The 21,620-nt window shown below is 30.8% G+C and carries 21 protein-coding genes; all 21 read left to right on the forward strand.

The genetic code is table 11. The features are described from left to right. Positions 1–16 precede the first annotated feature (16 nt). The 21 genes from AC0L5U_RS01245 to AC0L5U_RS01345 all read left to right on the forward strand — a co-directional run bounded on the left by AC0L5U_RS01245 (position 17) and on the right by AC0L5U_RS01345 (position 21,581). On the forward strand, positions 17–259 hold the full coding sequence (locus tag AC0L5U_RS01245) for a hypothetical protein (RefSeq protein ID WP_473414243.1): 243 nt from the start codon (positions 17–19) through the stop codon (positions 257–259). Next, complete coding sequence (locus AC0L5U_RS01250; RefSeq protein WP_473414245.1) at positions 240–2,072, forward strand: SusC/RagA family TonB-linked outer membrane protein; 1,833 nt, start codon at positions 240–242, stop codon at positions 2,070–2,072. Before AC0L5U_RS01245 ends, AC0L5U_RS01250 begins: the two co-directional genes overlap by 20 nt. A gap of 17 nt (positions 2,073–2,089) precedes the next feature. Then, entirely contained in the window at positions 2,090–3,859 is a 1,770-nt protein-coding gene (locus AC0L5U_RS01255; protein WP_473414247.1) for a RagB/SusD family nutrient uptake outer membrane protein, read from the forward strand. Between the two features lie 32 nt (positions 3,860–3,891). After that, the gene (locus tag AC0L5U_RS01260) at positions 3,892–5,652 is read left to right on the forward strand and encodes a TonB-dependent receptor plug domain-containing protein (protein WP_473414250.1); all 1,761 of its coding nucleotides are present in this window, start codon (positions 3,892–3,894) and stop codon (positions 5,650–5,652) included. Beyond that, complete coding sequence (locus AC0L5U_RS01265) at positions 5,619–6,737, forward strand: hypothetical protein (protein WP_473414253.1); 1,119 nt, start codon at positions 5,619–5,621, stop codon at positions 6,735–6,737. Before AC0L5U_RS01260 ends, AC0L5U_RS01265 begins: the two co-directional genes overlap by 34 nt. Positions 6,738–6,746: 9 nt before the next feature. After that, complete coding sequence (locus AC0L5U_RS01270; RefSeq protein ID WP_473414255.1) at positions 6,747–8,411, forward strand: RagB/SusD family nutrient uptake outer membrane protein; 1,665 nt, start codon at positions 6,747–6,749, stop codon at positions 8,409–8,411. Between the two features lie 51 nt (positions 8,412–8,462). Next, positions 8,463–8,993, forward strand: a complete 531-nt coding sequence (locus AC0L5U_RS01275) for a BT_3987 domain-containing protein (RefSeq protein ID WP_473414258.1) — start codon at positions 8,463–8,465, stop codon at positions 8,991–8,993. A 153-nt stretch (positions 8,994–9,146) separates the two neighbouring features. Next, positions 9,147–10,358 carry a hypothetical protein gene (locus tag AC0L5U_RS01280; protein WP_473414260.1) on the forward strand — a complete coding sequence of 404 codons (1,212 nt, stop codon included), beginning with the start codon at positions 9,147–9,149 and terminating at the stop codon, positions 10,356–10,358. A 14-nt stretch (positions 10,359–10,372) separates the two neighbouring features. Then, positions 10,373–11,191, forward strand: a complete 819-nt coding sequence (locus tag AC0L5U_RS01285; RefSeq protein ID WP_473416137.1) for a beta-galactosidase trimerization domain-containing protein — start codon at positions 10,373–10,375, stop codon at positions 11,189–11,191. Between the two features lie 200 nt (positions 11,192–11,391). Then, a complete protein-coding gene (locus AC0L5U_RS01290) occupies positions 11,392–12,369 on the forward strand; it encodes a type I phosphomannose isomerase catalytic subunit (RefSeq protein WP_473414262.1) in 978 nt (325 codons plus the stop codon). A gap of 191 nt (positions 12,370–12,560) precedes the next feature. Then, positions 12,561–13,565, forward strand: a complete 1,005-nt coding sequence (locus tag AC0L5U_RS01295; protein ID WP_473414266.1) for an AraC family transcriptional regulator — start codon at positions 12,561–12,563, stop codon at positions 13,563–13,565. 84 nt (positions 13,566–13,649) lie between these two features. Continuing rightward, complete coding sequence (locus AC0L5U_RS01300) at positions 13,650–14,024, forward strand: sodium:solute symporter family transporter (RefSeq protein WP_473414268.1); 375 nt, start codon at positions 13,650–13,652, stop codon at positions 14,022–14,024. Beyond that, positions 14,024–14,548, forward strand: a complete 525-nt coding sequence (locus AC0L5U_RS01305) for a sodium:solute symporter family transporter (RefSeq protein WP_473414269.1) — start codon at positions 14,024–14,026, stop codon at positions 14,546–14,548. The genes AC0L5U_RS01300 and AC0L5U_RS01305 overlap by 1 nt, the downstream gene beginning before the upstream one ends. Further along, positions 14,541–14,999, forward strand: a complete 459-nt coding sequence (locus AC0L5U_RS01310; RefSeq protein WP_473414271.1) for a sodium:solute symporter family transporter — start codon at positions 14,541–14,543, stop codon at positions 14,997–14,999. Before AC0L5U_RS01305 ends, AC0L5U_RS01310 begins: the two co-directional genes overlap by 8 nt. Next, a complete protein-coding gene (locus AC0L5U_RS01315) occupies positions 14,972–15,241 on the forward strand; it encodes a hypothetical protein (RefSeq protein ID WP_473414273.1) in 270 nt (89 codons plus the stop codon). Before AC0L5U_RS01310 ends, AC0L5U_RS01315 begins: the two co-directional genes overlap by 28 nt. A 374-nt stretch (positions 15,242–15,615) precedes the next feature. Further along, positions 15,616–16,626 carry a T9SS type A sorting domain-containing protein gene (locus tag AC0L5U_RS01320; RefSeq protein WP_473414276.1) on the forward strand — a complete coding sequence of 337 codons (1,011 nt, stop codon included), beginning with the start codon at positions 15,616–15,618 and terminating at the stop codon, positions 16,624–16,626. 283 nt (positions 16,627–16,909) lie between these two features. After that, positions 16,910–18,700, forward strand: a complete 1,791-nt coding sequence (locus tag AC0L5U_RS01325) for a glycoside hydrolase 5 family protein (protein ID WP_473414280.1) — start codon at positions 16,910–16,912, stop codon at positions 18,698–18,700. A 300-nt stretch (positions 18,701–19,000) separates the two neighbouring features. Further along, positions 19,001–19,825, forward strand: coding sequence for an RteC domain-containing protein (locus AC0L5U_RS01330; protein ID WP_473414282.1), 825 nt, complete (start codon positions 19,001–19,003; stop codon positions 19,823–19,825). 272 nt (positions 19,826–20,097) lie between these two features. Then, positions 20,098–20,376, forward strand: coding sequence for a helix-turn-helix domain-containing protein (locus AC0L5U_RS01335; protein WP_473414283.1), 279 nt, complete (start codon positions 20,098–20,100; stop codon positions 20,374–20,376). A 6-nt stretch (positions 20,377–20,382) separates the two neighbouring features. Next, positions 20,383–20,922: a hypothetical protein gene (locus tag AC0L5U_RS01340; RefSeq protein ID WP_473414286.1), complete on the forward strand. Its 540-nt coding sequence runs from the start codon at positions 20,383–20,385 to the stop codon at positions 20,920–20,922. Continuing rightward, positions 20,919–21,581 carry an ATPase gene (locus AC0L5U_RS01345; protein ID WP_473414289.1) on the forward strand — a complete coding sequence of 221 codons (663 nt, stop codon included), beginning with the start codon at positions 20,919–20,921 and terminating at the stop codon, positions 21,579–21,581. The genes AC0L5U_RS01340 and AC0L5U_RS01345 overlap by 4 nt, the downstream gene beginning before the upstream one ends. Positions 21,582–21,620: the final 39 nt, after the last annotated feature.

Raw genomic sequence — 21,620 nt, forward strand, 5'->3', positions numbered from 1 at the left:
AAATCTTGATTTGAAGATGATTAAGAATACGGAAATAAATATTTCACTCTCAGGTCAGATTAGAAATACAAATACTATAACAAATCGTTCTGGAGGGTTGGATGATACTCGATATCGTGATTTAGTTTTACTTATTTATGAAGGAACTCCATTTGGAGGGCAAGGAATTTATGATGGAAAATTGATTTCAGGATTTGCAGGAGGAAACCCCCTCGCTGTAAAAAGGGCTCCCAGGACCTATGGAAAGTATTTTAAATAAGCAGAGAGCTACAATAAATCAAAGTAATTTGAATACCTCCTTTAGGATAAAACATAAAATGGATTATTTGTTAAAAGGATTTTCTCTTAGAGGTGCATTGTCTTATGATCAATTTTTTTCTAAGACTACTCGGTTAGCTCCTAGTATTCCTACTTATACTGTTGCTAGAGATCCTGATAATCCAGCTGAATTATTGTTTTTTGGAGGTCAAGAAAGTCCAAACGTCTTAGTTGAGGATGCTTGGTCTAAGAATAGGAAATTTTATCTTGAAGGAGGCTTAGAATTTAATAGAACATTTGGAAAACATAATGTAACTGCTATGAGTATACTTACAGCAGAAAGGTTTACAGCTGCAAATTTAAGATACAATGTTCCAAGAGGTTTCTATGGTTTAGTTGGTCGTGTAACTTATGATTATGATCAACGTTACTTAGCTGAGTTTAATATGGGGTATAATGGTTCTGAAAATTTTGCTCCAGGGAAGCGTTTTGGTTTTTTCCCAGCAGTTTCTGCAGGTTGGGTAGTTTCTAATGAATCATTTTTTCCTGAAAATGATATAGTTACTTGGTTAAAGATAAGGGGTTCTTATGGTGAAACAGGTAATAGTCAAATAGGCGGAAATCGCTTTTTGTTTTTACCTGGAACATGGGGAGCAAGAGGGAATCCAAGTGGTAACCCTACTGAAGGTTATTTTTTCGGAAATACTGATGGAACTGTTACTAACCCTTATTTCCCTGGAAGATTTGAAAGTTCTGTGGGTAACCCAAATGTTACATGGGAGAGAAAAGTATCTTATAATATAGCTTTTGAGTGTCGTTTGTTTAGTAACAGATTGTCACTTACGGCTGATTTCTTTAAAGAAAATAGGGATAATATCTTAACAACTTTGGGGACTGTTCCTGCTACTTTTGGTATAGGTAGTGATGCATTGCCGCCTGTGAATGTTGGTAAAATGACTAATAAGGGTTATGAGCTTCAGTTAGATTGGAATGATCGGGTTAATGATAATTTTTCTTATAACATTGGTGGGCAAATGTCATATGCTGTAAATAAAATTGATTTTGCGGCAGAACCAACTTTTCCTTTTCCATGGATGGGGATTTCTGGGTTTTCATTTGGACAATATAAATCGTTTCAAAATGAAGGATTTTATAATACACCTCAGGAAGTTGCTAACCATCCTTTAAATCAAATTGATGGAAATAGAGTTCAAGGTGGTGATCTAAGGATTGTAGATGTAGACGGTGATGGTCAAATCACGGATGTTGATTATACGCCAACACAATATTCAAATGTACCTCGTGTCATATTTAGTGCGAATTTTGGAGTTAACTATAAAAACTTTCAATTATCGGCTTTATTCACAGGTAGTGCACAAGGTACATTTTGGATGAATAATGGTTATTTAACTTCACCTTTTGCAGGAGGTTATGGAACTCCTCTTTCTTATATGAAGAATAGGTGGACACCAGAAAGATATGCTGCTGGAGAAGAAATATCTTATCCAAGATTATCATTAAATCAAAAAAGCAGTCAAAATGCAGAAAACAATTCTTTTTGGCATCGTTCTACAGACCATGTAAAATTAAAAAATGTAGAACTAGCTTATACTTTTGATAAAGATAAGTTTTTTAAAAATTCATTTCTCCAGTCTGTTAGAGTATATTTTAATGCAAACAATCTATATACTTGGACTAAAGATGAATTAATTGAAGGTATTGATCCTGAGATAGTTCAGAACAACCGTACTTCTGAGGGGGTTATATATCCAATTACAAGTATTTACAATTTTGGTTTTAATATTGAATTTTAAAATATAAAATATAAAAAATGAAAAAGTTAATAAACAGTCTTTTAGTAGTTATAATTTCATTTAGCTTACTTTCTTGTGAAGATGATTTTATAGAGAAGCCTGAAACAACAGGTTTAGATCTTGATGAGGTTTTTAGTACTTCGCGAAATGCAGAAGGAGCCATATCGGAAGTATATGGATCAATATTATCTTCAGGGTTACCTGTACACAGCTGGAATGCTCCGTACTTGCCTTATGAGTCAACTGAAGCAATTATGGGAGGTGAAGATTTGTGTAGAATAAGTTGGGCTTACATGGACAAGTTGTGTTCATCTGGTATGATCGCAAATAATCAGAATAACGGAGCAGGATATTCGGATGATTATTACCCTTACAACTATGAATATATTCGTAAAGCGTGGCAAGTATATGAGAATATAGATAAAGTGAAGGATATGACTAATAATCAAAAAGATATAGTGAAAGCTGAGATGCAAGCTTTAGTTGCTTTTAGATATTTAGAAATGTTAAAAAGATATGGCGGAGTTCCTTTAGTTGATAAAGTATTACTTGAATCTGGTATTGAGGGAAGAGCAACAGTTCAAGAAACAGTTGATTTTATTGTTGAATTGTGTGATAACGCTGCTATTGGATTAGATGGAGCGCAATGGAGTAGCGAATGGACAGGAAGAGTTAATAAAGGAGTTGCTTTGGCTGTTAAGGCTGAGACTTTAACTTATGCAGCTAGGCCATTATTTAATGCTTCATCTCCATATATGTCTATGGACGATTCTTCAAATGACTTGTTGATTTGGTTAGGGAATAAAGATGATCAAAGATGGAGAACAGCAATTGAGGCAAATAAAGAAGTTATTGAGTGGTGCAATGCTAATGGTTTTCAAATTATTGATACTAATAATCCTCTAGCAGATTATGGTAATGCAGTAGGAACACCTTCAAATAGAGAAACACTTTTGGCTTACAAACAACAGTTTACTGGATATAATGTTAATGGTATATTTAAAAATTATTCTCCAATGCCATTTAATAATGGAGACTATATAGATCAATATAGAGGAACAAGTTTTAAACAACTGTCTCAATATCGAAAAGAAGATGGTACTGATCAAATTTGGGTTGATGTTAATGAATTTGAATCTGCAAGTGAGTATAGAGATAAGTCTGAAGAACTTGAACCACGTGCAAAAGCTTCTTTATTTTTCTATGGTTTAAATCCCAAAAATAATACAGGAAATGAAAGGTATGATGTATTTCAAAACTGGAGGTTAGAATGGAAATTCCAAGATGGTGTAGCAAAAAACGTTAAATATTGGTATGAAGCTGGTAGTAGAGAGTGGTTTGAATTTCCTATTTATCGTATGCCAGAGTTTTATTTAAATATTGCCGAAGCTTATAATGAATTAGGTGAGTCTACTGATGCATTAAATTATTTAAATATTGTTCGAGATAGAGGAGGAATCCCTCTTGAAACAGCAACAGATCAAAATACCTTAAGAGAAAGTATTAAAAGAGAATGGGCGGTAGAATTTTATTCTGAAAACCAACATTATCCTCATGCTAGACATTGGAAAGATGGAGCAAGAATGGTAGGAGGTAATGCATATAGATTTGAATTTACCAAGCCTTCTAATGTAACTTGGAATCCTTTAAAACCTGAAGAGTTTGATCAATATACTAGAAAGGCTTCTTTCGTAGCTAATTATGCTTGGGATGAAAAAATGAGCCTTTCACCTTTTGATTTAAATGAAATAAATAAGGGTGTCATAGTTCAAAATCCAGGATATTAAAAGTCAATTTAAAATAAAACTAGACAACTAAAATGATAAACTGTAAAAATAGAGTACTTAGAATAAGTGTTGTTTTTTTGTTCCTGCTTTTGAGCAATACTATAACACTTTTAGGGCAAAATGATATTGATTCCTTAACTACTATCGTCAAAGTAAAACCTGAGATTGTTAAAAATGGTATAGCAGGAACCTCCATGAAAATAAAAAAAGAACTTTCAGTATCACAGAAAGCTTTAGTTTCTGGCGATGAGATTTCTTTACCTTCAGCAAATATTAATAATATGTTATTTGGACGTATTTCAGGGTTATATGTTTTGCAATCAAATGGGGAGCCAGGTTATGATGCAGCATTTTTAAATGTTCGAGGTTTATCTACATATAATAATAATGATTTACCTGTTTTTGTCGATGGTTTTCAAACGGATAATAGCTTTTTTCAATATATGTCGTCTTCGGAAATTGAAAATATAGAAATTCTAAAAGATGCAGCCTCTCTTGCACCTTTTGGATTAAGAGGAGCAAATGGGATTATTTGGGTGACAACAAAAAGAGGGCAAATTGGAAAGCCAACGATAAAGATAAATGCAAGAGGAGGTCTACAAACTCCTGTTGATTTAAATAAGCCACTAGGTACTGAGAGATATACTCAGCTATATAACGAGGCAAGAAGTAATGATAATGGAAATGTTTGGACACCATTTTATTCAGAAGCTGATGCTGAGTCTTTACCTAATGTTGATTGGTTTGATGAAGTTTTAAGAGATAACACTACTTTTGTTGACGCTGATGTATCTTTAAGAGGAGGTGACAAAACAGCTCGTTATTTTGTTAATGCAGGATATGTAGAACAAAGAGGTTTATATAATGTAACAACAAATGATACTTTAGCAAACGCTGGTATAAAAAGATATAATATTAGAGCAAATTTAGATGTAAATTTGCTCAATTTTATAGAGGCAAAAGTTGATATAGGAGGAAGAATAGAAGAACGTGTCTATCCAAACAGGTCTTCGCAAAATTTGTTTAACGAAATATCTAAATATCCAAGTTTAGTTTATCCAGTAAGGAATGAAGATGGAAGTTGGACAGGTACTCCAATATATAACAATAACCCAGTAGCTTCTATAAATGCTCTTGGTAGAATATCTACTCATGATAGAACTTTACAGGCTAACTTTCAATTAAAAGAGCGCTTGGACTTTCTGACTAAAGGATTGTATATTTCTCAAGCTTTATCATTAAGTAGTTGGACTAGGGATGGTGCAGGAAATACAAGAAACTATGCAAGAATCCTAAATGGTGTACAACAAACAACAGATGATGATACTCCATATTTTCGTTCGGAAAATGATGGAGAAAATCAATGGAACTGGCAACATTATACAGGTACAATAGGTTATGATAACACATTTAATCGTCATGTGATATCTACATCTGCAAATATTTTATTCAATCAGTACAATACGGATTTTTCTACTAATGGTAATGCAGGTAGACAAATTAAATACAACTTCACAAATATTAGTGGAGGAGCTGATTATTCTTATGATGATAGATTTATTGCAAAATTTACTTTTGCAGCTAGTAAATCTGATAACTATGCTCCTGGTAATAAATGGGGTTTTTACCCCGCTTTGGGCTTAGGATGGGTAGTGTCTAATGAGTCTTTTTTAAAGAATTATAAATCGTTAAATTATTTAAAAGTAAGAGGTTCCGTTGGTAAAAATGGATGGGATCCTCTAAGAGAACAACGTTTTTTATGGAGAAATTATTATGGTTATCAGGGGGGATAAATTTAGGAAATGGAGAGCCATCTTACAGGAGTGGATTAATTTTAACCAACCTTGAAAATAAATCAATTTTTGGAGAAAAAAGCATGAAATATGATTTAGGGGTTGATGCTCAGTTATTAGGTAAATTGTCATTAAGTGTTGATTTGTTTTTAGAAAAACGCTCTGATATATTATCTCAAGATTTTTCTATTCCTGCTAGTTCAGGAGTTAACAATCTTGCATATGAAAATATAGGAAGAGTTACAAATAAAGGGGCTGAGTTTCAAGCTACGTGGAAAGATAATATTGGGGATTTTAACTATTTTGTCCAATCTTCTACTTCTTTCAATGAGAATAAAATTGATTATATGGCAGAAATTGTAACAGTACCTAATGCTGCAATAACTGGAAACTCAATAGGATCTGTATTAGGATATGAAGCCGAAGGTTTTTATAGTATTAATGATTTTGAAAGTGATGGCAGCTTGAAGCAGAATTTTGCTCAACCAACATTTGGAGAAATACAAGCTGGAGATGTTAAATATAAAGATTTAAATGGAGATGCAGTTATAGATAATTTGGATCAAACTGTAATAGGAAGTTCAGGAATCCCCAATTTAATGTATTCATTATCATTTGGAATGAACTATAAGGGGTTTGACTTTTTTATGTTATTTGAAGGAACTCAAGGAAGTGAAATTAATTTATTGAATGCTCCAATACAAAATTTAGCCTTTAGAGATAATGGAAATGTATTCGGTATAGCAGAAAACCGTTGGGCATACTATCCTTCTCAAGGTATTGACACAAGAGCTTCAGCTACTTATCCTAGACTGTCCTTAGATGATAATAACAATAATTATCGTAATTCAACACTTTGGATTAAGGATGCAGATTATTTTAGACTTAGAAATTTAGAAGTAGGTTATACTTTTAATTCCAGTATTTCTGAAGGAATTGGAGCTTCAAATATAAGATTATCATTAATAGGCGTTAATCTTTTTAATTTCAGTAAATTAAAAAGAGAACTTGATATAGATCCCGCTGCATTATCTGGCTACCCAGCTATGAAGTCTTATAATTTTGAATTAGCAGTAACATTTTAAAAAAATAACATGAAAAAATTATACAAAAGCTTAGTATTCTTATTCACGATTTCTTTAACATTCTTGGGATGTGATAATGAATCAAGATATGATTTACTTCTTACGGACGAGACACTTGAAACTAGGTATAACCAAATGATAGATTTTGGATACAGTATGTATTCTAATATTCCAAATGGGTTTTCAGCAATAGATGGTAACTTATTGGCAGCTGTTACAGATGAAGCAGAATTAGTTTCTGCTGTTTCGGCAACCCAACGATTTAATGATGGAAGCTGGAATCAGTTCTATAATCCAGATAATCAATATAATAGAAATTATAATGGTGTTTATAACATTAATTTTTATTTAAAAGAATCAGAGAATTATCGTGAAATACTGGCAAGAGGAAGAGATACGTTAGATGCTTCTGGAATAGATGCTTATAATCAAGATGTTCGTGATGTTGAACTTTTTAGATTAGAAGCAAGTGCGTTGAAAGCTTATTATTATTTAGAATTAGCAAAGAGATATGGAGGTGTTCCATTGATAGATAATATTGATTTAACAGGAGATGAATTAGATGTTCCTAGAGAAGATTTTGAGGCCGTAATTGCTGAGATAGTATCTTTAATTGATGAAGTGTCTGATGGATTGACAGTAGATTGGTCAGCTGATGGTTTAGACTCAAGATCAGGAAGAATTACAAAGGGTGCTGCGCTATCAGTTAAGTCAAGAGCATTACTATATGCTGCGAGTCCATTGTTTAACCCTTCAAACTCTCTTCAGAAATGGGAAGATGCTGCAGAAGCCGCTCATGATGTTATTGATTTAGGAATATATAGTTTACATAATAATTATCAAGGTTTGTTTATTACTAATACAACAAACATAAGTCCTGAAAGTATTTGGACATTTCGTTTAGGTCAAAACAATGATTTAGAAAGAAGAAATTACCCTATTGGAACACAAGGAGGAGAATCAGGAATTGTTCCTTCCCAAAATTTAGTTGACGCTTATGAGCATAAAGGTTCAATTACAACTGACCCTTATGAGAATTTAGATCCTCGTTTTTATGCTACTATTTTAAAAAATGGAGATTCTTGGAATGGTAGAACGTTGTCTATTTACAGAGGAGGTGTTGATGACCCTGAAAATCTAAATGCATCCACAACAGGATATTATTTGAAAAAGTTTTTGAATCCTAATTTGAATCTTAGTAATGATGCTAGTCAAATTAGAAGTTGGATATTATTTCGTTATGGTGAAATTCTTTTAAATTTTGCTGAAGCAATGAATGAAGCTTATGGACCAGATGATAGTCATGGTTTTAGTATGACTGCAAGAGAGGCTTTAAATATGATAAGAAGCAGATCAGGTGTAGGAATGCCTGCTGTTACAGTTATGGATAAAGCAAGTTTTAGAGCAGCTATAAAACAAGAAAGGCGCATTGAATTGGCTTTTGAAGACCATCGCTATTGGGATTTAAAAAGATGGAAAGATGCTGGGGATATTCTAAATCAACCTATATATGGCGTGAGAAATATTGAAAATGGATTAGGAGGCTTTAATTATGAAATTTTTGAAGTATCTAAAAGAGTTTTCTTGGCTCCAAAGATGAATCTTTATCCTATACCAGAAGAAGAAATTGTAAAAAGCGATGGAGGAGTAATTACTCAAAATCCTGGTTGGTAAAACCGAATAATAAAAAATATTTTAATTTTAGAATTGAAAAAAATATAAGACATGAAAAATATTAAATACTTACTCCTCTTAACGGCATTCTTTTTATTGTCATCTTGTGAGGAATCTGATGCTGATAAGGAATATGGTTTTGCTAAAATATATATGCCTCAAGCTAATTATAATCCTTATGTTGTACCCAATGATGGATTGGCTAGTTTAACAAACAATAATTATAAAATTAATATCGAAAATAATACAGTAGAAATATTTTTAGGTATTTATCGCTCAGGCTTGATAAGCTTAGATCCATATTCTGTTTCAGTAGAAGTAGGTGTTGACGCGCTAGACAGTACCACACTACTCCCTTCAAGTGCGTATGACCTGCCTAATTCTGTAAATTCATTGAGTGGTCAGAGAGATGTAACTTTCTTGTTAGAAGTTGATTTAGAATTTCTAAAGGATAATAGAAGTACTAATTATTCACTACCTGTTACAATCACAAATACCACTAGATATGAGTTTAATGACAATTTAGTTACCACTCAGGTTAAGATAAATACTGATGCACTCTTATCTAAAGAGGGTATGTAAGAATTGGATTGTAGTAATCTAAATTATCTAATGTAAATTCTTGCCTTTAAATAGTAGTAAAGTATAACTAAAGTTATGGTGTTTCATTTTGTTAAATAATTGAAACGTTATTGTTTTTGCCAATTAATTTTTATAATATCATTTGAAATAAACATGAAAAATCTGTTGTATATATATTTAATTAAGGGTTTTAGTAAATGCTTTTACCTTTTTCTTTTATTTAATCTTACAATTGGAAATATTTATTCGCAAATAGATAAAGAAAGCGTTCCTCTTATTGGTGCTCAAGTATTTATTGAGCCTGGTCAAACAGAAGAAGAAATTGATTTATGGTTTAAAACACTTAAGGAGAACAACATGCCATTATGCCGTATAAGAATGTTTGAATCTTATATGAAAAAAGCAGATGGGACTTGGGATTTTTCTTTGTTTGATAAAGCTTTTGTAGCTGCAGATAAATATGATGTTAAAATATTAGCAACAATTTTCCCTAAAACTAAGAATGCGGATATTGGAGGGTTTAAATTTCCTTGGGATGATGAACATGAAGAAAGAATTGCTGATTTCATAGAACATCTTGTAGTTCATTTTAAGAAATTTAGTAGTTTGTATGGTTGGGTGCTCATTAATGAACCAGGAGCATATTCTATACCAGATAATCCCTATGCTAAGAAAAAGTATAAAGAGTGGTTAAAAGAAAATCCTATTGAAGATTATTCTGAAAACGGTTACCCTGTACTTATGAGTTTAAGTGATCAGGAATTTTTAATGTATTATAATACATGGTTTCTTAATTGGATAGCCACAGAGATAAAGAAGTATGATACAGAACATCATTTGCATGTAAATAATCATGATATTTTTAGCAATATTGCAGAATATGATTTTCCTGCATGGAGGAAATTTTTAAACAGTTTAGGGGGATCGGCGCATCCAAGTTGGCATTTTAGCTATTTTACTAGAGATAAATATGCTTTGGCAATGTCAGCTAATAGTGAAATTATATATTCTGGATCAGGTGATTTACCATGGATAATGACAGAGATACAAGGAGGTAATAATATACATAGTGGGCGTACTCCTTTTTGTCCTACTTCAAAAGAAATTACACAATGGTTATGGGTTACAGTCGGTGCAGAAGCTAAAGGGGCTATATTTTGGTCATTAAATGCAAGATCTTCAGGTTTAGAATCAGGAGAATGGGCAATGCTCGATTTTCAAAATAAACCCTCAGACCGCTTATTAGCATCTGGAAACGTGGCAAAAACAATAAATGAAAATGCAACTTTATTCAAGAACGCAAAAAGGCTAATTCTAATATTAGTATTGTTTATACACATGAATCTCTGTGGGCAGAATCAATAATATCAACGCCATCTATACCTAGTTATGAAGGAAGAAATTCTGGAGCAGTAATTAAATCTGCATTGGGTTATTTTGAAGCACTTAGTGAACTAGGAATTAGTGCGAATTTCAAGTCATTAAATGAGTTTAATTTTCAAAAAAGTGATTTTTCTAATGAAACAATTATTTTATCAAATCAAATATTATTACCTACCAAAAGGGTTAAAGATTTGGAGTATTTTGTTTCAAAAGGAGGAAAGTTAATAGTAGATGGACTTACCGGATTTTATGATGAAAACTTACAAAGTATTATGAAAATAGATTTTCCATGGGAGAATTTATTTGGAGGAAATATTAACGAGTTTAAAGCTATTGATGATATTTTTAATGTAAAGCTAGAGGAAGAGAATATAAAAGCCCATCTCTGGCAAGGAACTATTTTAGAAAATAATGGAGAGTCTATAAGTAGGAATAAAGATAAAGTAATTGCTTCAAGAAATAAATTCGGAAAAGGAGAAGTTGTTTGGGTACCATCTCTTATTGGTTTAGGAAGTAGAATAGTAGACGATTATTTGCCTATGGTAAATTGGTTAAGAAAAGAAATTTCTTTTGATTTGGAACCTGTTAAATTTAAAAACCATTCACCTAAAATGTTAATGAAAACATTAATTTCTGATGATAAATACATTAGTATAGTGGTAAATAAATCTACTGAAAATCAAACAGTCTGTTTAGTGCTGAAAGACAAAAAGCTAAAACCAAAGCTTTTATTTTCAAATATGTCTGGAAAAATTGAATCAAAAAAAGACATTTTCATTCATTCCGATGAAACAATGGTTATTCTATGGGAATAAATTGTTTTGTTAGATAAAAAGCTTTGATAAGGTTTCTTTTTTAATTAAAGCATGAAAAACCTTGTATGAGTTATTATCATTAAATAATTTGATAATAACTCATTAACACTATGGATAGAGTAACAAACTTTGTTTATTTATAAGCCTGTTTGAAATAATTAATCGTTAAGTGTACAGTTAAAGAAAATTTAAATAGATATATGGATAGTCAACTATACCCATTAAAATTTATACCACTTTTTAAGTATAGGATTTGGGGTGGCGAAAAATTAAGAACAGAGTTAGGCAAAAGATATAATGAAGATTCTATAGGTGAATCTTGGGAGATATCTAATGTATCTGGCGATGAAACAGTAGTTAAAAATGGTGATTTAAAGGGATTGACTTTAAAAGAATTAATTAAAAAATTCAAAGGAAGGTTTGTTGGAGATAATGTATATGAAAAATTTGGAGAGGATTTTCCTTTACTAATAAAATTTATTGATGCTAATACGCCATTATCTATTCAGGTACATCCTAGTAATAAAATAGCTAAAGAAAGACATAATTCTTTTGGTAAAAATGAAATGTGGTATGTTATTCAGGCAGATAAAGATGCTGAATTAATTGTAGGTTTTGATGAGGAAATTAATAAAATTGATTATAAAAAACATTTAGAGGATAGTACAGTTTTAAATGTGATGCATCATGAAAAGGTAGATAAAGGAGATACTTTTTATATACCAACTGGACGTGTTCATGCTATTGGAGCTGGAGTGTTATTAGCTGAGATTCAACAAACATCTGATGTAACTTATCGCATCTATGATTATGACAGAGTAGATAGTAAAACAGGTTCTAAAAGAGAGTTGCATAATGATTTAGCTATAGATGTTATTGATTATAATGTGTATGATAATTATAAAACGTCATATAGCTTGGTAAAAAATAAGTCAAATAAACTGGTTCATTCTCAGTTTTTTAAAACAAACATTATAGATATTGGTGATACTATTAAAAAGGATTACAGAAGAATAGACTCTTTTATTATTTATATCTGTGTAGAAGGTAGTTTGGCTATTGCTTCAAATGGCAAAAGTTATAATCTGAATTATGGAGAAACATTATTGTTACCCGCTTCAATAAATGATGTTTTACTTCTGTCTAACAAAGCAAAAATTTTAGAGGTTTATTATTAATTAGAAATTATTAAATGCCCAAAGAGTACATATTCTAAAGACGTTTTTTAAATGTTTTACTTTGATATTTTAATATAGATTATTTAAGATTGAACGTGTTTGTTTCTAGTTTTGATTTGTAAATCAAATATTTGATGTTTTATTATAAAGAGAATATATAATTTTTTGTGTTTTAATAAAGAACAAATTATATGGAAAAATTTTTAAAAGGAAGTGAGAAGCTTAAAGCTATAGATATAAATACTCAAAGGCCTGGTGTTGATATTTCTATAGATTTCTTACATATATATCGTTTTGGATCAGGAGAAGAATTCGTTCCACACGGTCATGAAAACATGGAATTTCATTACATAGCTGAAGGAGAAGGAGAGGTTGGGTTTTTAAAAGAAGATTTGCTTATAGACAACATGGTTCAATTACCTGCATTAGTAAAAAGTAGTAATAAACCTTTATTAAAGGAATACCGACTTAAGTCGAGCGTTATTGATAAGGATGAATACATTATATATAAAGTCAAGAAGGGAGACGCATTTTTAAATCCACCAGGTCAAATTCATTGGCAACGTTCATCAAAAGAGAACCCTATGGTAGAGTATGCTTTCCGGTTTTCTTACGACGAAAGTGATAGAGAAAGACTTTTTGGAAAATATTATAAGAAAGAAAATACTGTTATAAGAAAGTTATTAGAACAAGATGTCATTCATGTATCAAAAGATAATGATGAAATAAAACGATTATTCGAGAGTATATTTATGGAGGCATTTTATGAGATGCCAGGTTATATTACTAAGATAAAAAATAAAATATTTGATTTAATTATTGAGATATCTCGTAACGTTTGGAATATAAGGCATTTAAAGTATTATGCTCCAGAATTAGATGTAAAACAGAATCAATTAAAACTAGTTGATAGTTATATTTATGATAATTTAATTTCAAATATAAAAATCAAAGATTTAGCTCAAAGCTTATTTATGAGTGAGCGTAGTTTGTCTAGATTTGTTAAAAAGCATAAAGGAGTCTCAGTACATAAATATATATTGCAGGTAAAAATAAATAAAGCAGTAGAATATATTACTACATCATCTGATTCTAAAAGTTTGTCAGAAATCGCTTTTATTACTGGGTTTTCTTCAAGTTCCCATCTTAGTAGCACAATTAAAAAGTATATTGGTGAAAACCCTTCAGATTTGTAATATTTAGTTTGATTTCGTTACTTAGGTATAGAAATTTAATCCTCAAATATAGTTTGGAGTTTAAATTTACTTTATAGACATAAGATGAATGGAATTAAATATGATATGCTTGTTGTACAGCTTTATTTTGCTGTAATTTTATTTGTTGGTTTTTTTGTAAGTAGAAAGTATAGAAAAGATAATTCGCAAAACTATTTAACAGGTGGCCGGAGTTTAAATTGGTTTAAAACAGGACTTACTTTAATAGCCATGTCTATTGATACGGGGATTATGGGGGTAGCTGGTGTTGGATTTGTTTGGGGTTTGGCTATACAGCCTAATGCATTAAATATTCTTGTATCTGCCCCATTAACTGCGATGTTTTTAATTCCGATTTATTGGAGGACAAAGATTATTACTACACCTGAGCTTCTTGAAAAAGATTTAATGTATTTAGTAGAGCCCTTTTTTCAGGGTTAATGACCGTATATAATATAATTATATTAGGAACATCAATTTATTTAGGAGGACTTATATTACAAACTATTTTTGATTGGAATTTATTGCTATCAAGTTTCTCTATTATGGTAATTGTAGGGGTTTATGTTATAATAGGGGGTATGAAAGCTGTTCTAGCTATTAATATTTATCAAGCTGTATTTATTACAGTAACATTAATGACTGTAGGTATTATGTGTATAGTTAAAGTTGGTGGAATTATTGAGTTTATTAATATTGAAACAATTAGTAAAAATGGAAACCCAATGGCAAGTACGATGCTGCCTTTTGATTTTTCATTCGAATCAGATAAATGGTATGCAATGCCTTGGGGGATAATTTGGGGTTCTTTAGCAGGTACGGCTTGGATTTCATGTAATTTTGCTATGGTGCAACGTTTGTTAGCAGCTAAAGACGAAATGCACGCACAAAAAGCTATTTTATTCACAGGTATAGGACATGTTTTTACGTTTTTTTGCATATGCAATAGGTATATCAATGGCTAAATTACAACCTGAACTTTCTGCTGATATAACATATTTACATGCGATACTGGACTATTTTCCTGTTGGTATTCGTGGTTTATTAATTGCTGGCCTGATTGCATCTTTGGTTTCAACGATTGATGGATTGTTAACTTCATCTGGAACCTTAATTACGCAAGATGTATTTTTACGTTTTATTAAACCTAAAGCTAGTGGTAAAACGATTAAGCGTTTTGTTAGATTAGTTCAATTGATTGTATTAGTAATTGCTTTCTTTTTAATTCCTCTTGCTGCAAAAGAAGAAACAGTTACTAGGTTAATACAGGATTTAATATCAATTCCATTTGCTGTTATGATTTCTCTTTATTTGTTGGGTGTATTTAGTACCCGAATAACTTCCTGGGCGGCTTTTGTAGGTGCTTTATTAGGTATTATAATGGGGATTTGTTTATATATTTTTTTCCAGAAATAAATTTTTTAAGCAGAGGAATATTTGGGTTTTTAACTGTAGTACTAGTAACTATCTTACTAAGTCAGTTTGAAAAACCAAAAGCTAAAAAGGATCTTAAAAACTTAACAGTTTTTACGTTGACTGATGTAAAAGGGCCATGGGTGGGTTTAGCTACATGGCCAGAATTATGGAAATGGATCATAGGAATCATTCTTACATGGTTTGGGGTTACTGCTATTTGGGAGTTTCTAGTTAGTATTTAATTAAAATGATTTATCATATTCTTAATTGGCAAGAATTCACAAATTTTTTAATCGTTATTTTTAGTACTGATTTCTTCAATTATAGGTGTTTTTTAATTCTACAGAATTTTATTATAATCAGATATTTGGCAAGAATTTGTAATTATTTACAATTTATTGATTTAAAACAAATGTTAATAGCCTTGTTAGGGTAGTATTAGCATTAAAAACATCTTGTTTTCCTATGGACTATGCTTGTTCTTTTAATAAATTATTTTTGTTGAGAACCGAGATTATGGGTTGTTTAATGGCAAGAAATTGAAAAGGGATGCAAAGGTTAATAGTTAAATTTAAAGGAATAAATATTAATTAATTTTTTAAATAAAACTATTATTATGAAAACAAAAAACTACTTTTTTATTACCTTGCTATTGTCAAGTATTTTAACTTTATCTGCTCAAACGTTATCGAGCAATGCAGTAGAGTTCACTTCTTCTGAAGGATACAATAATGGAGAACTTAATATCCAATCTCCTACTGCTGGTACTTCTTGGACTGCTCCAGATGGTTTTTTAGTCAGTACCACAACACCTGGTACAGCTACAATTTCTGATGCTATATCATGGAATGATGCTATATATAGCATGACTATTCCTTCATCTTCTGTTGCTTATACTGCTGGTGTGAAGTTTAGTTTTGACCGTGCTAATCCAACCTTAGGCAATGCAGATTTGTTAGCAATTAAATTTCACGACGCCACAATTTCTAATTATGTATCATTCAGGTTTTCACGCGGAAATTGGGCGAACGATGCTTATCGTTTTAATTATTGGACAAATGGAGGGTCTTTTTCAAATAGTGATGGTGTAGGTTTTGAAGATCCTGCTATTGGTTTGGATGATGATGCTTCAACCGATGTACTTTGGATGGAAGTATCACTAATAAAAGGAGTTGATGAAACTTCTTGGACAGGAACCTTAGTACTTAATAATATTACTACAGGTACAAATGTTGCTACATGGGATTTTACTGGTCTTAATGTGGGTTCGGCATTCCATAATAGTGCTAGTTATTCTGCAGGTATGGAGGTGCTTCATGGAATGGGTTCTTCTAACATTTCTAATCGTGTAGTACAAGTTTTTGATTTCCACGGCGCAGCATCTTTAGGTGTTGATGATAAAGTTGAAGATGTAGTTAAAATTTATCCAAATCCAGTAAATAATATACTTAATATCTCATCTTCAGATTTTACAAAAGTGGAAGTGTTTAATTTACTAGGGCAGTCTGTTATGAAGGCTCAGTTAAATAGTAGATCTGTTGATGTAAGTAATTTAGAAAAAGGTGTGTATGTAGTTAAACTTATTGGATCAACAACTACTGTGTTATCAAAAATCATTAAAAAGTAAATTTTAATGAAGTATCTGTCATTGTATAATACTCTAACTCTTAGGTTTCTTTCAATAATTTAGTTTTGATTGAAAGAATTACTAACAGAATACTTCATATAGTTTTGTGTCAAATAGATTAAAATATTAAATTACTAGTTTTATGTTTTTGATTTGTTAATACAAAATTTTAATTTGAATAAATTTAAAGAGACTCCAGAATTTTTCTGGGGTTTTTTGTATTGTACCTTTTGTAATTAAAAATCATTTATATATAATGAGGTTTCTATTTTTTTTAGTTTTTATGACTTCTAGTTTTCTTATCGCACAAGAAAAATTCACTTATGTCAAAAACGGGCGTTTGTATCAACCTAACGGTAATGAATTAGCCCTATGGGGAGTAAATTTACAACCTATGTTGTCTTGGGAATTTAATTCAAGAATGAAAAAGGCTGGTATTCCTAAAGATGCAGAAGTTTGGAAAAATATGACTGAAAAAAGTTTAGATGAACTTCAATTGTTGGGCGTTAATTATATTCGTGTACACCTTACTCCAGGTGATTTTACAGATGTTAGGGGTGATTTGGTAGAAACTATTTATTTAGATTTACTAGATTATTTGACTGCAGAGGCTCCTAAACATGGTATTTATATTTGTTATGCTTTTTTTAATTATATGGGGAGTAGTGAAGTGAAAGAGTCTTTTATGGAGAAATCATATCAAATTGCAAAGGCTAAAGGAAAAACTAGAGAAGAGAGGAATAGTTATCACAAAGCTTTAAGAATGTTTGATGGAGATTATTTAACTGCAAGCAAAAAATATATTCATAAACTGCTTAATCGAGTTAATCCTTATAACAATACTTTATATAAGTCTGATAAAAATATTGTTACGTGGGAAATAATGAACGAACCTGTTTTTTTAAATTATCAAAATTTAGCTTTGTATTCAGAAGAATACCAAAAATATCAACTTTGGTTGATTGACAAAGGACTTACTGATATTGAAAAAAACTATTTTGTCTTCAGAAAGCAAAGAGTTTTGAATTATATTAATGGTATTTATGATACTATAAGAAATGCAGGTTCCATTGTACCAATTGTATGGGGTTTGAATTGGCATAAGTTTCGAAATGGTCATCAAGATATCTTTTCGGCAGTAGCAGAATCCAAAGTAGAAGTAGTGGCATTCTGTACTTATCCAGGTCAAAGCGTAGCCGCTAAATTAGGTGATGGTGTAAACCCGTATAGTTTCAAAGGTGATCTTACCAATTATGATTTTACAGATTGGTTTCAAAAAGGGTATAATGAATTATCATGGTATGGCTGGGTCTTAAGTGAGCAGTTTAGTAAAAAAGCAAAAGTTGTTTATGAGTTTGAGAGTTTTTATAATCAAAGCTCATATATATATCCTGCTTTAGCTAATTTTCATCGTTCGCTAGGGGTTCAAGCAGCTGCTATGTGGCATTATAGTATGACAGATTATGCGCAATACAATAGTGGTTCTCATATTTTAAATTTAAAATGTACGCCAGCTAAAATTGCAGGATTTGTGGTAGCGTCAAAAGTATTTCAAAATACACCTATTTTAGAGCCTTTCCAAAATGAATCTCCTGTTGATTTTCAATCCAAAAAATATAGCTATTCTTTTAAAAATAATAATAGTCTATATAGTGATGAAGTATCCTATTTATATTCTAATAATGTTTCTAAAAACATATATTTAAAGCCTTCTAAAAATGTGGAAGAAATTTTTGGATATGGTACATCTCCTTTAGTAAGTTATGGAGGAAGTGGTAGCTTCAAATTATATATTAAAGAAATGGAAATGGAACTCCATATACAACCTGATGTCTGTTATCATCAGAAGATTTCCCAAACAAATAATAAAGATAAAAAACTGGTTACTGAACTTAATTCTGATAAAAAACATGTCATGCATATTAGATTAGATAGATGGAGTAAAGGGAAGTTTAGTGTTTTTGAAATATCAGAACAAGGAAACGAAAAAAGAATATGTACTACAAACAAATTGAAATTAAAGTTAAAACCAGGTGTATATAAAATAAGAAAATATGAAAATATGAAAATATGAAATTTAAAAGTTAAATTAATATTTTTGCCTTACAATGATAAATATAAACTAATACGAAGAAAATTTGCATTATTTATAGCATGTAAATATGTCTCTTTTTAATCGTTTTTAATACGTCGTTTATTTATAAATAAGTTATTGATCCCTCCAAATTCTTACTATGAAATACAACTGCGTTGTTGTTAGATTCTACATCTAGCATTTACGCTACAGTTATGGGAATTTTTTGTAAAAAATAGTTAATCATTTTTTGGGAAACATTTCCATTTACAGTTGCATTAGTCGACTAAATGGGAAGATATGAATTTAAAATTATTATCTGAAACTCTTTTAATTGAGTTAGACAAAATTGATTCATCTAGCATATCAATTATAGAGCAAAAACATCAAAGTATTATTGCATGTAGAAAACTACTTCAGGTTTATAGAAAGTATATTGTGAAAATCAATTTTAAAACTGCTACAGAAGAAATTTATTTCTTCAAAGAAATAAAGCAAATACCACTATCCAGACTAATATATAATAAAGAGGTTTATAGTTTAGAGACATTCATTTCAAATGGCACATTACAATTTCAAAAAGAGTTTATTAAAGAAAGACTTAAAAAGTACAATCAATTTTTTCTAAGTAATATTGATTTTTGTAGATATGTAGAATCAAATAGTATGCATTTTGATGAATATTATTTTACAAGAAAAAGTGATGAAAAATTTCCGATTTCATATTCTTCCAATTTTATTGAAGATATGGAATTTAACACTCCAAAAGATTTTCTTTTAGCTCAGTTTGATGCTTATAATAAATCAATTATTTACATGAAAAGTAAATTAAACAAGCTCTCTATTAAGAATGATAGTACTTCGTTTTTACCAAATAATCAAATAGAGTGGTGCGTCAATAAAATTGATTTGATAGAATTAATATATGCATTACAAGCATCTGGGGCTATTGAGGAAAAGAAAATTAAGCATATGGCTTTGTTGTTTGAAAAGGTTTTCAATTTAGATTTGGGTAACTATTATAGAAAATTTCTCGAAATTCGATCCCGTAAAACCAATCGGACTAAATTTATAGATCTATTAAAAACAAAACTTATCCAAAGAATGGAAGAGGTGGATGATTAAGATTATCACAAGTTAAACACAACTTGTGAGTTGGGCTTATTCAATTGATTTAACCTTAATTCCCTTTTTTCTTTAATGAAGTAGATAAATATTTGTTAGAAATAATGAGGTTTATTAAAAATAAAAATCTTTCGCAAGTTGTGATAGCCTTGTGAAAAATACACATCATTCTTTCCCAATTTTGTAAAACGAAAGTCAAATCAATTCAAAGCCGTCTAAATATCTTTTTTCTGATAGCAGACGGTTTTGTTTTCTAAAACAATTTTACAAATATGGCAGCAACAATTATTACTACTGAAGATCTTAGGGAATTCAAAATGGAATTACTCGATGATATCAAACAATTATTAAATAATCAATCTGGGCAGGTAAATAAAAAATGGTTAAAATCTCCTGAAGTTCGAGAACTTTTAGGTATTTCACCAGGTACATTACAAAACTTAAGAATCAATGGCACACTACCATATACAAAAGTTGGTGGGGTGCTGTACTATGATTATCAGGAAATTATGCAAGTTCTTGAAAAGAATAGAATTCATAACAAGTATTAATTTGTTTTGAAAGATATAAATTATATCAAGCACCTAAACGGTGTCTTTCTGCAATTTTCTATAGATACACGGCTAAATCCTACTCATATAAGTCTTTATGTAGCCTTGTTTCAATTTTGGAATGCTAATTTTTTTAAGGACGAGTTTTACATCAATCGAGACGAAGTCATGTCTTTTTCTAAGATAGGTTCTAAAACAACTTACCATCGCAGTATTAAGGAATTAAGTCATTGGAGTTACATTCTTTACACACCCTCGCATAATCCATTTAAAGGAAGTCGAGTTAAGATGTTCGATTTTGGGAAAAGTAGTGGACAAGCTCTGTACTTAAGTCGTACCAATATCGAGACAAGCAATGGACAAGCGCTGGTATCTATAAACAAACATATACAAACTATAAAAAACAAAGAAAACATTAATAAACAGAAAAATTTAGAAAATTTAAATTCTAAGAATTTTGAAACTAATAACAAACAGAATTCAACTGTGCCATATAGAGACAACTTAAAGACCAGTTCAGATAAAAATTACAACGAACCCTTATGAGTAAGCCCCAACCACATATTATCCAAGAGGGAAATAAGCAGTATAGTTTAGGCGAATTAAAAGGAAGCGAGCTTATTTACGATTTTGATAAGATGCTTGTTTATCTCAATGCCAAAGGGAAGCTGCTCTTTGGCAAAACATTTAAAATATTTGAAGAAGATCGAGATACCTTATTTAAGCTATGCAACTATTTTATTGGAGATGAAGAAAACTGCAAAAAGTTTGGCATTGATGTAAACAAAGGTATTTTGCTTTCTGGTCCAGTAGGCTGTGGTAAAACCAGTTTAATGAAATTATTGAGGCACATAGTACCACACCAAAAATCTTATAAAATTATTCCAGCAAGAAACGTAGTCTTTGGTTTTAACCATGTAGGTTATAAAACCTTAGAGGATTATGGTAATGGACACTATTTTTGTTTTGATGATTTAGGAGTAGAGCCTATAGGACGTCATTATGGTAAAGACTGCAATGTTATGGGAGAAATTATACTCTCAAGGCATGATTTGTTTTTAGAGTGTCATATAAAAACGCATGCTACAACTAACCTTAATGCTCAGGAATTGGAAGAACGCTATGGTAATCGTGTGCGGTCTAGGATGCGGGAGTTGTTTAATTTGATTGCTTTTGATAAGGAATGTACTGATAAAAGAAAATAATTACATTAAAAACGATTAAGCTTTGGCAAATATTATGTA

It is taken from the genome of Jejuia sp. G7-7, from assembly GCF_055808955.1.

Coding starts and splice junctions, on each gene's coding strand:
- AC0L5U_RS01295 (WP_473414266.1), top strand. CDS start 12,561: ATGGAAAAATTTTTAAAAGGAAGTGAGAAGCTTAAAGCTATAGATATA.
- AC0L5U_RS01245 (WP_473414243.1), top strand. CDS start 17: ATGATTAAGAATACGGAAATAAATATTTCACTCTCAGGTCAGATTAGA.
- AC0L5U_RS01260 (WP_473414250.1), top strand. CDS start 3,892: ATGATAAACTGTAAAAATAGAGTACTTAGAATAAGTGTTGTTTTTTTG.
- AC0L5U_RS01310 (WP_473414271.1), top strand. CDS start 14,541: ATGGCTAAATTACAACCTGAACTTTCTGCTGATATAACATATTTACAT.
- AC0L5U_RS01305 (WP_473414269.1), top strand. CDS start 14,024: ATGACCGTATATAATATAATTATATTAGGAACATCAATTTATTTAGGA.
- AC0L5U_RS01325 (WP_473414280.1), top strand. CDS start 16,910: ATGACTTCTAGTTTTCTTATCGCACAAGAAAAATTCACTTATGTCAAA.
- AC0L5U_RS01255 (WP_473414247.1), top strand. CDS start 2,090: ATGAAAAAGTTAATAAACAGTCTTTTAGTAGTTATAATTTCATTTAGC.
- AC0L5U_RS01280 (WP_473414260.1), top strand. CDS start 9,147: ATGAAAAATCTGTTGTATATATATTTAATTAAGGGTTTTAGTAAATGC.
- AC0L5U_RS01250 (WP_473414245.1), top strand. CDS start 240: ATGGAAAGTATTTTAAATAAGCAGAGAGCTACAATAAATCAAAGTAAT.
- AC0L5U_RS01290 (WP_473414262.1), top strand. CDS start 11,392: ATGGATAGTCAACTATACCCATTAAAATTTATACCACTTTTTAAGTAT.
- AC0L5U_RS01270 (WP_473414255.1), top strand. CDS start 6,747: ATGAAAAAATTATACAAAAGCTTAGTATTCTTATTCACGATTTCTTTA.
- AC0L5U_RS01335 (WP_473414283.1), top strand. CDS start 20,098: ATGGCAGCAACAATTATTACTACTGAAGATCTTAGGGAATTCAAAATG.
- AC0L5U_RS01300 (WP_473414268.1), top strand. CDS start 13,650: ATGAATGGAATTAAATATGATATGCTTGTTGTACAGCTTTATTTTGCT.
- AC0L5U_RS01320 (WP_473414276.1), top strand. CDS start 15,616: ATGAAAACAAAAAACTACTTTTTTATTACCTTGCTATTGTCAAGTATT.
- AC0L5U_RS01330 (WP_473414282.1), top strand. CDS start 19,001: ATGAATTTAAAATTATTATCTGAAACTCTTTTAATTGAGTTAGACAAA.
- AC0L5U_RS01275 (WP_473414258.1), top strand. CDS start 8,463: ATGAAAAATATTAAATACTTACTCCTCTTAACGGCATTCTTTTTATTG.
- AC0L5U_RS01345 (WP_473414289.1), top strand. CDS start 20,919: ATGAGTAAGCCCCAACCACATATTATCCAAGAGGGAAATAAGCAGTAT.
- AC0L5U_RS01265 (WP_473414253.1), top strand. CDS start 5,619: ATGGAGAAATTATTATGGTTATCAGGGGGGATAAATTTAGGAAATGGA.